Source organism: Cellulomonas sp. SG140 (assembly GCF_025770785.1).
Taxonomy (GTDB): Bacteria; Actinomycetota; Actinomycetes; order Actinomycetales; family Cellulomonadaceae; genus Cellulomonas.
This window is the reverse complement of the sequence record NZ_JANZLA010000001.1, coordinates 104,141-117,054: the sequence shown is the minus strand read 5'-3', so window position 1 is coordinate 117,054 and position 12,914 is coordinate 104,141. Positions and strand designations below refer to the sequence as shown.

The following is a 12,914-nucleotide window of genomic DNA, read 5'->3' as shown; positions in this document are numbered from 1 at the left end:
CGCGACGTCGGGCATGCACCCGGCCGGCGCGGCGACCCGCGCAGCCGTGCTGGGAGCGGGCAGCTGGGGCACCACGTTTGCGATGGTGCTGGCCGACGCCGGCTGTGACGTGACCGTGTGGGGCCGGGACCCGCAGGTGTGCCGGCAGATCCGCGACGAGCACCGCAACGAGGCCTACCTGCCCGGCGTGACCCTGCCCGCGGCCGTGACCGCGGAGGCCGATGTCGTCGAGGCGGTGCGGGGGGCGGACCTGGTGGCCGTCGCCGTGCCGTCGCAGGGTGCGCGCGCGCTGCTGGAACCCCTCCGGTCGGCCATCGGTCCGAACACGGTGGTCGTGTCCCTGATGAAGGGCGTCGAGCTGTCCTCCGACCGGCGGATGAGCCAGGTGGTCGCCGAGGCGCTCGACGTGCCGGCGGGACGGGTCGCGGTCGTCTCCGGACCGAACCTCGCCCACGAGATCGCCCAGCGGCAGCCGACGGCCACGGTCGTCGCCAGCACGGACCCGGACACCGCCGCGTTCGTCGCCCGCTCCGTGCGGTCGTCGTACTTCCGGCCCTACACCAACCCCGACGTGGTCGGCGTCGAGCTGTGCGGTGCCGTGAAGAACGTCATCGCGCTCGCGGTGGGCATCTCGCAGGGTCGCGGCCTCGGGTTCAACACGATGGCCACGGTGATCACGCGGGGTCTGGTGGAGATCACCCGGCTCGGGCTGGCCCTGGGCGCAGACGCCGACACGTTCGGCGGTCTGGCGGGCATGGGTGACCTGATGGCGACGTGCGCGTCCCCCGACTCCCGCAACCACCGGCTCGGTGTGCACCTCGGCGCGGGGATGTCGCTGGCGGAGGCGATCACGGCGACGGGTGGCACCGCCGAGGGCGTCAAGACGTGCCGACCCGTGCTGGACCTCGCCCGCTCCCGCGGCGTCGAGATGCCCATCACGGAGGCCGTGGTGCGCGTCCTCTACGAGGACCTGCCGGTGGACGAGCTCGCCCCGCTGCTGCTGGGCCGGCCGACGAAGGCCGAGGGCGTCTAGCTAGCGGTTCGTCGCGACGCGCAGCGCCGCGTCGAGGTCGGTCCAGAGGTCCTCCACGTCCTCGATGCCGACGGAGAGCCGGAGCAAGTCCTCCGGGACGGTGGGCGACTCGGTGCTGTAGCGCCGACGGCGCTCGAGCGACGACTCCACCCCGCCCAGGCTGGTCGCGGGCACCCACAGCCGGACGGCGCCGACCACCGCGTCCGCAACGGCCGGTCCGCCCGTCGGCCGGATGCAGAGGATGGAGCCGAAGCCCTCCATCAGCTGTGCGGCGCGCCGGTGCCCCGGGTCGTCCGGCAGGCTCGGGTGCCGCACCTCGGCGACGCCGGGGTGGTCCGCCAGGCGGCGCGCGAGCTCGGCGGCCGTGGCCTGCGACCGCTCGACCCGCAGGGCCAGCGTCCGCAGCCCGCGGAGCGCCAGCCATGCCTCGAAGGGCCCCGCGATGGCGCCGTGGACCGTCCGGTGCGCCAGCAGGCGTGCATGGATCGCCTCGTCGTCCGCCAGCGCTGCACCGAGGACGACGTCGCTGTGGCCCGCGAGGTACTTGGTCACCGAGTGCACGACGACGTCGGCGCCGAGCGTCAGGGGCCGCTGGCCCAGCGGTGTGGCGAACGTGTTGTCGACGGCGACCAGGGCACCCGCCGCGTGCGCCGCGGTCGCCAGAGCCGGCAGGTCGGCGACCTCGAGCATCGGGTTGGTCGGCGTCTCCACCCAGAGCATCGCCGCCCCGGTGAGGGCGCCGACCACCGCGTCGGTGTCGGCGATGTCGACGCGGGTGACGGAGAGGGCGCCTCGTGCCTCGAGCTCGTCGAGCAGGCCGAGGCTGACCTGGTAGGCGTGCCGGGGCACGACGACCGTGCCGCCGGTGGGCACGAGCGAGAGCGCCGCTGCGACCGCCGCCATGCCGGAGCCGAACAGCAGGCCGGGGCGGGCCGAGCCCTCGAGCCGTCCGAGCGCCTCCTCGAACGGTTGCCACGTCTCGGTGCCGCTGCGCGTGTACACGAGCTCGCCCGGCCCGGGCACGCCCTGGGACACGTACGTCGAGGACAGCACGATCGGGGGGTTCACCGGAGCGCCCTGCGCACGGGGCGGCCTGCCGGCCGTGACCGCCAACGTGGCGGGGGACAGGTCGATCGGGTGCTCCGACGTGTCGTTCACCCGCGCAGGGTAGCCCGCGGCTCGGGGTAGGGTCGGCGCGATGTCCGCCACTCCCGCCCCGCGCCGCCCCCGGGTCATGGTGCTGTTCGGCGGTCGGTCCGGCGAGCACCCCATCAGCTGCGTCACCGCAGGGGGCGTGCTCCGCGCGATCGACCGCGACCGCTACGACGTGCTCGCCGTCGGCATCACCCGTGACGGTCGGTGGGTGCCGGTGGACGACGACCCGGACCGCTGGGTGATCACCGGCGGCAGGCTGCCGGAGGTGACGGACGCGCCGGCGCGCGTGCTGCTGCCCCAGGCGGTCGACGACCGCGAGCTGCAGGTGCTGCGCGGCGGGGTCGCCGAGGCGCTGGGGACCGTGGACGTCGTCTTCCCGCTGCTGCACGGCCCCTTCGGTGAGGACGGCACGCTGCAGGGGATGCTCGAGCTGGCCGACGTCCGGTACGTCGGGGCCGGGGTGCTCGCCTCCGCGGTCGGCATGGACAAGCAGATGATGAAGCTGGTCTTCGCCGGTCAGGGGCTGACCGTCGGGCCGTACCGCGTCGTGCGTCCCGGCGAGCTGGACCGGGACCCCGCGGGTGTGGTCGCGCGCGTGCAGGAGCTCGGCCTGCCCGTGTTCGTCAAGCCTGCGCGTGCGGGGTCCAGCCTCGGCATCAGCCGCGTGGACGACTGGGCGGACCTGGAGACGGCGATCCGCGCGGCGGCGGAGCACGACCCGAAGGTCGTCGTCGAGGCGGCGATCGTCGGTCGCGAGATCGAGTGCGGCGTGCTGGGCGGTGCGGACGGCAGGCCGGCCCGGGCGTCGCTGCCGGGGGAGATCGTCGTCACCGACCACCGGCACGCCTTCTACGACTTCGAGGCCAAGTACCTCGACGAGGCGAGCGTGCGCCTCGAGTGCCCGGCCGACCTGCCCGCGGACGTCATCGAGCGGGTCCGGGCGATCGCGGTGCAGGCGTTCGACGCCGTGGGCTGCGAGGGTCTGGCCCGCGTCGACGTGTTCGTCACGCCCGACGGCGACGTGGTGGTCAACGAGATCAACACGATGCCCGGCTTCACCCCGTTCTCGATGTACCCGCGGATGTGGGCGGCGACGGGCACCGACTACCCGACGCTGGTCGACGAGCTCCTGCGGCTCGCGCTCGAACGGCCGACCGGCCTGCGCTGAGCACGGCCGCGCCCTGGGCGGTCGTCCGTCGCGCCGGTCAGACGCAGGAACGCTCCTTCGTCGTCCGCGCGATCGCCGGTCCCAGCGCGTCGAGGAACGACGTCGAGCGCTGTGCGGCGACCTCGGCCGGCACGTGCACCTCGACCGCCGGCACGCGTCCGTAGGTGACGAACGTCCAGTCGGTCGGCGCGCCCGTGCTCGAGGCGGCGGCATCGGCCGGGATCACGAGCCAGTCGATGCTGGGACCGTTCGGCGTCTGGATCGTCTCGCACCGCTCGGTGGTCGGCCCCGGCGGCTCGACGCCGCACCTCAGGACGACGGGCGCCTGCTTGGTACCCCAGGCCGTGGTGGCCTGTGCGGACGTCGCAAGCCGGTGCAGCCCCGGACCGAGCACGTCCGGGGTGCTGAGCACGACGTCGGCGCACACCGGGTCCGTCGCGTGCGTCGCCACGGCGACGGGCACGGTGCTCGCACAGCCCGCGAGGGAACCGGCGGCAACGGCGGCACCCAGCAGAGCGGAGGTCCGCAGGACGGCACGGCGCCGCCAGGCGGGCATCGGGAGGGGCACACGCCACCGTAGCGCTAGCGTGGGCCGCCGTGGCTGACCTGCTCGTCCGTGACCTCTCCGAGGAGGCGCTGCTCCGTCGCATCGTCCCGGTGCTCCCGCGGGGTCGGCTGACGCTGATCGCCGCCGGCGACGACGCCGCCGTGGTGAACGCCCCGGACGGCCGGGTGGTGGTCACCACCGACGTGCTGGTGGAGAACCAGCACTTCCGGCGCGACTGGTCGTCCGGGATGGACGTCGGCCGGCGGGCCGCCGTCCAGAACCTCGCCGACGTCGCCGCGATGGGCGCGCGGCCGACGGCCCTGGTCGTGGCCCTGGTGATGCCGGGCGACCTGCCGGTGCACTGGGCGGTCGGCATGGCGGAGGGCCTCGCCGCCGTGTGCGCACCGCTGGGGGTGGGTGTCGTGGGCGGCGACCTGTCCGGTGGTCCGGTCGTGGTGGTGAGCGTGACGGCGCACGGTGACCTCGAGGGTGCGGCGCCGGTGCGCCGGTCCGGTGCCCGGGCGGGCGACGTGGTGGCGCACGCCGGCGTCCGCGGTTGGTCGGCGGCGGGCCTCGACCTGCTGCTCGCGGGCCGGGGACACCTGGACGACGAGCTGGTGGCGGCCTACCTGCGGCCGACGTCACCGCTGGACGCCGGGCCGGCGGCGGCTCGTGCGGGCGCCAGCTCCATGATCGACGTGTCCGACGGCTTGCTGCGCGATGCCGGTCGGGTCGGGCGCGCGAGCGGCGTGGTGATCGACCTCGACCTCGCGGAGGACGCCTTCGGAGACGACCTGGACCGCCTGGCCGATGCCGCCGGCGCGCTCGGGAAGCCGGCCCGCAGCTGGGTGCTGGGTGGCGGCGAGGACCACGGTCTGCTCGCGACGTTCCCGCCCGACGCCGTGCTCCCGGAGCCGTTCCGCGTGGTCGGTCACGTGCGCCCGGTGCCGCACGGCGGCCGTCCCGGGGTGCTCGTCGCCGGCGCCGTGCCCGACGTCGCGCCGGGGTGGGACCACTTCGGCGGCTGACCCGTCAGCCTCGGCGGTAGCGCACCTCGAGCAGCTCGGCACCGCCGACGTCCTCGTACTTCTCGATGCCGTCCGGCTGGAACCCGTGGCGGCGCCAGAAGTGCTGTGCACGCTGGTTGTCCGCCATCACCCAGAGGACGAGGCGCCGGCCGGCGCCGGCCTCCGCGATCACGGTGCGCATCAGCTCCCGTGCGACCCCGCGGCCCCACTGCTCGGGGGACAGGTACATGGAGTAGATCTCGCGGTCCGCGCGGCGGCTGTCCTCGTCGCGGCCGGGACCCAGCGATGCGAAGCCCACGATGCGGTCGCCGACCACCGCGACCCAGGTCCGCACGTCGTCGGCGGGGCCTCTGCTCAGCAGGTCCGCCCAGACCGGGGCGCGCTCGTGCGGGTCGAGGTCCGCCAGGTACGAGTCAGGGACGATGCCGGCGTAGGCCTCCTGCCAGGACCGGACGTGCACCTCGGCGATTCCGGACGCGTCGTGGACGTCGGCCGGGCGGACGACCACCTCGTCGGGCTGCTCCATGGGCTCACGATGCCACAGCGTCCTGTGGCGGTGGCAGCCTCGGCACGGGGAAGTGCTGAGGCACGAGAACGGGCGGCTCGACGCGCCCGGATCGACGTTCCCGGGCAGCACGAAGGCCCGCGGGCTGAGCCCACGGGCCTTCGGCGACGTTCGACCGGTCGGTCAGACCGCGCGCTGCACCTTCCCGGCCTTGAGGCACGAGGTGCACACGTTCAGCCGCTTCGGCGTGCCGGCCACGACCACGCGCACGCGCTGGATGTTCGGGTTCCAGCGCCGCTTGGAGCGGATGTGCGAGTGCGAGACGGAGTGCCCGAAGCTCGGGCCCTTGGCGCAGACGTCGCAGTTGGCAGCCACGATCTTCTCCTGGTCTTCAGTGGTGCATGGTTCGAGGGCCGGACGGGCCGGAGGTCGAGCTCCGTCCGCCAGGTGGGGCGCTCCGCACGGCCGCCGGCACCGTCACAAGACGATGGGAGCCGAGCCGGGCACCACCAGTGGTCCGGACCGGCCGGACAACCGGACAAGACTAGCCCACGGTCCGGTGGGGTCCAAAATGGCGCGGGCGGTCGCGATGTCGGCGGTCCCGGGCAGGGTAGGCCGTGACGAGAGGGAGGTCCATGGAGGAGCTGGACGGCACCGCGGTGCGGGCCTGGGCCGTGGCTGCCGTCGACGCGATGGCGTGGTCGGCAGCCCGGATCGACGCGGTGAACGTCTTCCCGGTGCGGGACGCGGACACGGGCACCAACGTCCGGCTGACGCTGGCCGGGGGTGCAGCCGCGGCAGCGCGGGCGCCGCAGTCCGCGGACGCGGAGCAGGTCGCGCGCGCGTTCGCCCTGGGATGCGTGCGCTCGGCGCGCGGCAACTCCGGCGTCATCCTCAGCCAGTACCTCGAGGGGTTCGCCGCCGGGCTCGGCGACGTCCCCGACGCTGCACCCGACCGCGCCGCGCGCACGCACGGCGAGCTGCTGGCTCGGGCGCTGGTGCGCGCAGCCGCCGAGAGCGCCCGCGCTGTCGCGCTGCCGCAGGAGGGGACGGTGCTCACCGTCGCGCGCCTGGTCGGCGAGCGTGCGAGCCGTTCGGCCGCGGACGGCCGGCCGGCGGTCCAGGTGCTCGGCGCCGCCCTTCGCGAGGCGCGAGCGGAGCTGCGCCACGTGAGCGCCGGGAACCCGGTCCTGCGGCAGGCCGGTGTGGTCGACGCAGGCGCCTGCGCCCTGCTGGTGCTGCTCGAGGCGCTCGAGCGCGCACTCCTGACGCCCACCGGCCACCAGCCGGCTCCGCTGACCGGTGCGCCGGACTGGCTCCCGGTGGGCGGCCCACGGACGGGTGCTCGGCACGCACCCGGGTTCGGCGGCACGTTCGAGGTGATGATGCTGGTCCGCCCCTCGGAGCCGGACGCCGCGGTGGGCGACCGGTTGCGAGCGGCGCTCGGCGAGGTCGGCGACTCGGTCGCCGTGGTCGGCGCGGACGACCTGTGGCACCTGCACGTGCACACCGACCTGCCGGCGGCCGCGATCGAGGCGGGCGGGACGGCCGGGACGCGGGAGCAGGTGGTGGTGCGGCTCGTCGAGGGGGCGGCCGCCCAGGTGGCCGCGGGTGACGACCTCGGGGTGGTGATCGGTACGGCGTCACCCGCGACAGCGGGCTGGTTCGCCACCGGCGGCGCGGTCGTGGTGGTGCAGTGCCCGGAGGCGCCCGTGGACGCGGTGCACCTGGTCCGCGCGGCCGCCGACACCGGTTCCGACCACGTGGTGGTGCTCCCCGGGACCGAGGAGGCCGCGGCAGCCGCCCGGCTCCTGCTCGACCCGGCCGGCGGCGGCCGCGACCTCCCCGGGGTGCGGGTGGAGGTGGTGGACACGGCGGTGGGGGTGCTGCGGACGGCCGTCGCGTCGCTCGCACTGCTCGGCACCCACGCCGGCGTGGGGGTGGGACGGGCCGAGCAGGCGCGCGCCGCACTGCTCCGGCTGCGCAGCTGTGACGTCGTGGCGGCGGACGGCGTCGACGACGTGGTGAGCGCCGTGGACCGGCTGGTCGCCGAGCTGCCGTCCGCGCAGGCCGTCACCCTCCAGCACGCGCACCCGTTGCGGGACGGTGCCGCCGTGCTCGGGGCGCTCGCGGACCGGTTCCCGGACCTCGACGCGGTGCCGGTCGGTCCGGTGGGTTTCGGACCGGCGTGGCGGATCGGGGTGGACTGAGGTGGCCGACCGTTCGAGCGGGGGATCGGGCATCGGTGCGTCGGCCGTGCGCTCCGACCGCCCGTTGGACCGTCCGCTGACGGCCGTGGTGTCGAAGGGGCCGGCCAAGGCGCTGGGGGGACTCGGCCTGCACACGGTGGGGGACCTGCTGCGGCACTATCCGCGCCGGTACGCCGAACCCGGGCAGCTGACCGACCTCACTGGCCTCCGCGAGGGCGAGCACGTGACGGTGGTCGCCCAGGTGGTCCAGGCGACCCTGCGGACCACCCGACAGGGCCGGGGACTGCTGGAGGCGGTGGTCACCGACGGGCGCGGTCGCCTCGACCTCGGGTTCTTCGCTGCCAGACCGGGCGCCCTGAAGTACCACGAGGGCGTGCTGCTGCCGGGCCGGCGGGCGATGTTCACCGGCACGGTGAGCCGTTACGGCCCCAAGCTGCAGCTGCTGCACCCGGCGTTCACGCTCCTGGGCGACGACCTGGACGAGGAGCGGCATCGCGAGGAGGCGGCGTGGCCGATCCCGATCTACCCGGCGTCGAAGAGCATCGAGTCGTGGAAGATCCGGGAGGCGATCCGCGCGGTGCTCGCCGGTCTTGACGACGACGACGTGCTCGATCCGCTGCCGCCGCGGGTACGGGCCGACCACGGCCTCGGGACCCTGCGCTCGGCGCTGACGGACGTGCACGAGCCGCACGTGGACGCCGACTGGCGACGTGGGCAGGACCGGCTCCGGTACGAGGAGGCGTTCGTCCTCCAGGCCGAGCTGGCCCGCCGGCGGGTGCGGGCGGCGCAGCAGGCTGCCGTGCGGCGCCCCGGTCGCGCGGAGGGTCTGCTCGACGCATTCGACGCCCGGCTGCCGTTCACCCTCACGGCAGGTCAACGTGAGGTCGGCCAGGTGCTGTCGCGTGAGCTGGCCGGCGACCACCCGATGCAGCGGCTGCTGCAGGGCGAGGTCGGGTCGGGCAAGACGGTGGTGGCGCTCCGCGCGATGCTCCAGGTGGTCGACTCCGGCGGGCAGGCGGCACTGCTGGCTCCCACCGAGGTGCTGGCGGTCCAGCACGCCCGGACCCTCCGGGTCCTCCTCGGCGACCTGGCGGAGGGAGGGTTTCTCGGCGGCGCGGACGTGGCGACCCGCGTCACGCTGGTGACGGGTTCCCAGCCGGCGGCGGTCCGACGGGAGGCGCTCGCCGATGCGGCGGGAGGCCGGGCCGGGATCGTCGTCGGGACGCACGCGCTGCTCTCCTCCACCGTGCAGTTCGCCGACCTCGGGCTGGTGGTGGTGGACGAGCAGCACCGCTTCGGCGTCGAGCAGCGCGACCTGCTGCGCGCCAAGGCGCAGGCGACCCCGCACCTGCTGGTGATGACCGCGACGCCGATCCCCAGGACCGTCGCCATGACGGTGTTCGGGGACCTGGAGACGTCGGTCCTGGCGGAGGTGCCGGCCGGGCGCAGCGGCGTGCGCACCTTCATGGCGGCGGCGGACCGACCCGCCTACATGGCTCGGACGTGGGCCCTGGTGCGCGAGCAGGTGGACGCCGGAGGCAGGGTGTTCGTCGTCTGCCCCCGGATCGATCCCGACGACGCGTCGGCCCCGTCGCCGGAGGCGGAGCTGGACGGCGCCGACCTGCTCGACGACGAGGGCGCGGCCGGTCCGCGTCGACCGCTGCGTGCCGTGCTCGAGGTGGCGGAGGACCTCGGCAACCGTCCTGAGCTGGCCGGCGTGCGCGTCGGCCTGCTGCACGGCCGGTTGCCGGCGGAGGCCCGGGACCAGGTGCTGGCCGACTTCGCCGCCGGGACGGTGCCCGTGCTGGTCACCACGACCGTCATCGAGGTCGGCGTCGACGTCCCGGCCGCCACCGTCATGGTGGTCCTCGACGCCGACCGGTTCGGCCTGTCCCAGCTGCACCAGCTGCGTGGTCGGGTAGGCCGCGGCACCGCGCCCGGCACCTGCCTGCTCGTCTCGCACGCGACGGAGGGGACACCGGCCTGGGACCGGCTGACCACGCTGACCACCACCTCCGACGGGTTCGCCCTCGCGGCCGCCGACCTCGAGCTGCGCCGCGAGGGAGACGTCCTCGGAGCGGCGCAGTCCGGCGGGACGAGCTCCTTGCGACTGCTCCGCGTCGCCCGCGACGTGGACGTGATCGAACGCGCCCGCGCGGATGCGACGCGGTTCGTGGCCGACGACCCGGAGCTGCGGAGCTGGCCACCGCTCGACTCCGCGATCGCCGACCGGCTGACCGGTGACCGTGAGGAGTTCCTCGAGCGGGTCTGAGCGCGCCAGCCGGGAGGGCACCCGTGCCACCCACGCCCGGGCGCCGCCCGACCGGCCCACGGGACGGCCGTCGGCTCGGTCTACCCTGACCGTCGTGCCGAAACCCGTGCCCGCCGTCCGCGCCCAGGACCTGCTCGTCGGCTACGGCGGCGCCCCGGTGTGCGCACCCGTCACCTTCACCCTGCAGCCCGGCCGTGCCCTTGCGCTCGTCGGGGCGAACGGCGCCGGCAAGTCCACCGTGCTGCGCGCCGTGATCGGGCTCCTGGAGCCGGTGAAGGGCCGGCTGGAGGTCTTCGGCTCCGAGGTGGACGAGCGCGAGATCGGCTTCCGCACGCAGGTGTCCAGCGTGCTCGACGACGACGCCTACTTCCCGTCCCTGTCCGTCGCGGAGCACCTGTACCTGGTCGCACGCGGTCACGGCGTGCGAGACGCCTGGGACCGGGTCGACGAGCTGCTGGAGGAGTTCGGCCTCACCGAGCACGCACGGGCCCTGCCGGTGGCCCTCTCGTCCGGTCAGCGGCGTCGGTTGCTGCTCGCCGCCGGCTTCGCGCGTCCGCGGTCTCTCCTGGTGCTGGACGAGCCGGAGCAGCGGCTCGACCGGCGGATGCACGCGCGCCTGATGGAGCGTCTGCGCGCCGAGAAGGCCGCGGGCGGCGCGGTCCTGGTCGCGACCCACGACCCCGCGCTCGTGCGTGGCGTGGCCGACCGGGCGCTGCACGTCGACGAGGAGCGGTGCGAGCTGCTGTCGGCCGAGGACGGGGCTGCGCTGATCGCCCAGGTGCCGGCGTGACCTCGTCCGAGGCGTTCGACGGCACGCCGGCGGTCCTGCCGGGGGAGCGTGGGGAGCTGCCGTCCGCGCAGGCTGTCCGGCGTTTCACCGCGGCAGCAGGACGCACCAGGGCCGGCGCCGGCGTCGGTTCGCTGCTGTCGGACGTCTACTACGCCGTCATCATGCTGGCGATCGCCGTCGGCGTGGCGCTCGGTGTGGCCCAGCAGCTGCGCGTGGCGCTGCCGCCCGCTCCGGCGGTGGCGGCGCCGCACGGGCTCAACCTGCCGACGCTGGTGACCGTCCTGGTCGCCGCACTCGTCGGAGTGCTCGTGTCGTTGTCGGGCCGCCTCGGCCCGGTCGCGGCCGGTGGTGCCGAGGCGTCCTGGTGGCTGAGCCTGCCGGTGGCGCGCCGCGGCCTGCTGCGGCCGGCGGCTCGGCGGCTGCCGCTGGTGGCCGCCGCCGCGGGTGCCGTGGTCGTGGCCCTGCTCGACGCCGGTCTGCTGGCCGACGGCGGTGGCCGCGTGCTGCGAGCCGCCGCGGCGGGCGCCCTCGGTTCGGTGCTGCTGGTCCTGCTCGCCGCCGCCGGCCAGTCGCTCGGCGTCGCACGTCGGCACACCGCCCTGGTCGGCGACCTCGTGCTGGCCGCCGCCCCGCTGGTGGCGGTCGGCCTGACGCTCGCGGGCACACGCGTCGGGGCGCTGCCCGTCCCGTCGTGGGCGTCGCTCGTGGTCGCTGCGGTCGTGGTCGTCGGGCTGGCCGCGGTGGTGGACCGCCGGTTGGACCGCATGCCCGCCCGCACGCTTCGCGAGAGCGGGTCCGTGGTGACGCAGGCGGTCGGAGCGGTCGTCTCGATGGACTCCCGGGAGCTCGGCCGTGCGCTGTCCGCCGGCGGTGAGTCGCCGGCCCGACGGCGGGTCTCGCGGCTGCGCACCGTCCGCGGTGCCACCAGCGCCCTGATCACGGCCGATCTCGTGCTGCTGCGGCGCTCGTCGCGGCACCTGGTCCAGCTCGTCGTCGCCGCGCTGGTGCCGCTGCTCGCCACCGTCGTGCCGCAGCTCGCGGCGCCCGCGGCCGTCCTGCTCGCGCTGCTGCTGTCGGGAATGGTGGCGCAGAGCGCGACGGCCGAAGGCGCTCGCCGCGGCGAGATGGCGCCCGTGCTCGACCGCGCGCTGCCGCTCGGGGCCAAGACGGTGCGTCGGCTGCGGATGGTGGTGCCCGGTGCGGTGATGCTCGTCTGGAACCTCGTCGTCTTCGCCGGGCTCGGGCGTTGGGCGGCGGACGTGCCGGGTTGGCTGGCGCTCGCCGTGGCCGGGACACCCGTCTGGGCCGCCGGTGCCGTCCGAGCGGCCTACCGACCGGCACCCGACTGGAACAAGCCGCTCGTGTCCACACCGATGGGCGCTCTGCCGACCGGGGTCGCCGCCGTGATCGCCCGTGGGCCGGACGTGATGCTCCTCGGCCTGCTGCCGACGTGGATCGCCGTCCTGCTGCGCACCGTGAGCCCCACGCTGCTCCTGGTCCAGGCCGCCCTGGCCGTCGTGGCCGTGCTCATCTCGTCGTCCCTGGCGACGGGCGGCTTCATGGACTGGATGGCCCGTCAGCAGGAGCTCCTCGAGGAGGAGAAGAAGAAGACCGGCGCCCGTACGGGACGTCCGTGACCCGGATCGTCGCCGGCTCGGCCGGCGGGCGCACCCTCCAGGTCCCTCCGCGCGGGACCCGTCCCACCAGCGAACGCGTCCGAGAAGCGCTGTTCTCCCGGCTGGAGCACCGCGACGCGGTGGCGGGTGCCCGCGTGCTCGACCTGTACGCCGGCTCTGGTGCGCTGGGCCTCGAGGCGGCGAGCAGGGGGGCGGCCGCCGTGACCCTCGTCGAGGCGGCCCGTGCCGCGGCGGACGTGTGCCGCCGCAACGCGACCACGCTGGGCCTCTCCGCGCGGGTCCAGGTGGTGGCAGAGCGCGTCGAACGGTTCGTCGCACGCCCTGCCGCAGCGCCGTGGGACCTCGTGCTGCTCGACCCGCCGTACGACGTCCCGGCCGCCGCGCTCGACGACGTCCTCGCCGCCCTGGTGCCGGCGCTGGCACCGGACGCCGTGGTCGTCGTGGAGCGCTCCGCCCGGGGAGCGGGGCCGACGTGGCCGGGCGGTCTCGTGGCGGACGGCGAGCGCGGCTACGGCGAGACCCACGTCTGGTTCGCCACGACGTCCTGACGGCGTTCGCGCACGGGCCCG

General features: G+C 75.3%; 12 protein-coding genes. 8 read left to right on the top strand and 4 right to left on the bottom strand.

Features of this window, described 5'->3' with window-relative positions; translation table 11 throughout:
* The first annotated feature begins 13 nt into the window (after positions 1-13).
* Entirely contained in the window at positions 14-1,033 is a 1,020-nt protein-coding gene (locus N0B34_RS00565) for an NAD(P)H-dependent glycerol-3-phosphate dehydrogenase (protein ID WP_263729863.1), read from the top strand.
* Here the strand turns inward: N0B34_RS00565 and N0B34_RS00560 are convergent, their stop codons facing one another.
* Positions 1,034-2,191: a trans-sulfuration enzyme family protein gene (locus N0B34_RS00560; RefSeq protein WP_263729230.1), complete on the bottom strand. Its 1,158-nt coding sequence runs from the start codon at positions 2,189-2,191 to the stop codon at positions 1,034-1,036.
* A gap of 40 nt (positions 2,192-2,231) precedes the next feature.
* Between N0B34_RS00560 and N0B34_RS00555 the strand changes: the two genes are divergently transcribed.
* Entirely contained in the window at positions 2,232-3,356 is a 1,125-nt protein-coding gene (locus N0B34_RS00555) for a D-alanine--D-alanine ligase family protein (RefSeq protein ID WP_263729229.1), read from the top strand.
* 37 nt (positions 3,357-3,393) lie between these two features.
* Here the strand turns inward: N0B34_RS00555 and N0B34_RS00550 are convergent, their stop codons facing one another.
* Positions 3,394-3,924 (bottom strand): DUF3515 domain-containing protein, encoded by a 531-nt coding sequence (locus N0B34_RS00550; protein WP_263729228.1) that lies wholly within the window; start codon positions 3,922-3,924, stop codon positions 3,394-3,396.
* Between the two features lie 38 nt (positions 3,925-3,962).
* Between N0B34_RS00550 and N0B34_RS00545 the strand changes: the two genes are divergently transcribed.
* Positions 3,963-4,931, top strand: coding sequence for a thiamine-phosphate kinase (locus tag N0B34_RS00545; protein ID WP_263729862.1), 969 nt, complete (start codon positions 3,963-3,965; stop codon positions 4,929-4,931).
* Between the two features lie 4 nt (positions 4,932-4,935).
* On the opposite strand, the gene N0B34_RS00540 is transcribed toward N0B34_RS00545, so the two are convergent.
* Together N0B34_RS00540 and rpmB are read right to left on the bottom strand one after the other, a co-directional pair.
* The gene (locus N0B34_RS00540; RefSeq protein WP_263729227.1) at positions 4,936-5,457 is read right to left on the bottom strand and encodes a GNAT family N-acetyltransferase; all 522 of its coding nucleotides are present in this window, start codon (positions 5,455-5,457) and stop codon (positions 4,936-4,938) included.
* A 162-nt stretch (positions 5,458-5,619) separates the two neighbouring features.
* A complete protein-coding gene (rpmB, locus tag N0B34_RS00535; RefSeq protein ID WP_263729226.1) occupies positions 5,620-5,811 on the bottom strand; it encodes a 50S ribosomal protein L28 in 192 nt (63 codons plus the stop codon).
* Between the two features lie 260 nt (positions 5,812-6,071).
* Here rpmB and N0B34_RS00530 point away from each other — a divergent pair, with 260 nt between their 5' ends.
* From N0B34_RS00530 to rsmD, 5 genes are all read left to right on the top strand, one after another.
* A complete protein-coding gene (locus N0B34_RS00530) occupies positions 6,072-7,646 on the top strand; it encodes a DAK2 domain-containing protein (protein WP_263729225.1) in 1,575 nt (524 codons plus the stop codon).
* A gap of 46 nt (positions 7,647-7,692) precedes the next feature.
* Positions 7,693-9,918, top strand: a complete 2,226-nt coding sequence (locus N0B34_RS00525; RefSeq protein WP_263729224.1) for an ATP-dependent DNA helicase RecG — start codon at positions 7,693-7,695, stop codon at positions 9,916-9,918.
* A gap of 94 nt (positions 9,919-10,012) precedes the next feature.
* Positions 10,013-10,708, top strand: coding sequence for an ABC transporter ATP-binding protein (locus N0B34_RS00520; RefSeq protein WP_263729223.1), 696 nt, complete (start codon positions 10,013-10,015; stop codon positions 10,706-10,708).
* Positions 10,705-12,345: a DUF6297 family protein gene (locus N0B34_RS00515; protein ID WP_263729222.1), complete on the top strand. Its 1,641-nt coding sequence runs from the start codon at positions 10,705-10,707 to the stop codon at positions 12,343-12,345. Before N0B34_RS00520 ends, N0B34_RS00515 begins: the two co-directional genes overlap by 4 nt.
* On the top strand, positions 12,342-12,893 hold the full coding sequence (rsmD, locus tag N0B34_RS00510; RefSeq protein ID WP_263729221.1) for a 16S rRNA (guanine(966)-N(2))-methyltransferase RsmD: 552 nt from the start codon (positions 12,342-12,344) through the stop codon (positions 12,891-12,893). Before N0B34_RS00515 ends, rsmD begins: the two co-directional genes overlap by 4 nt.
* Positions 12,894-12,914: the final 21 nt, after the last annotated feature.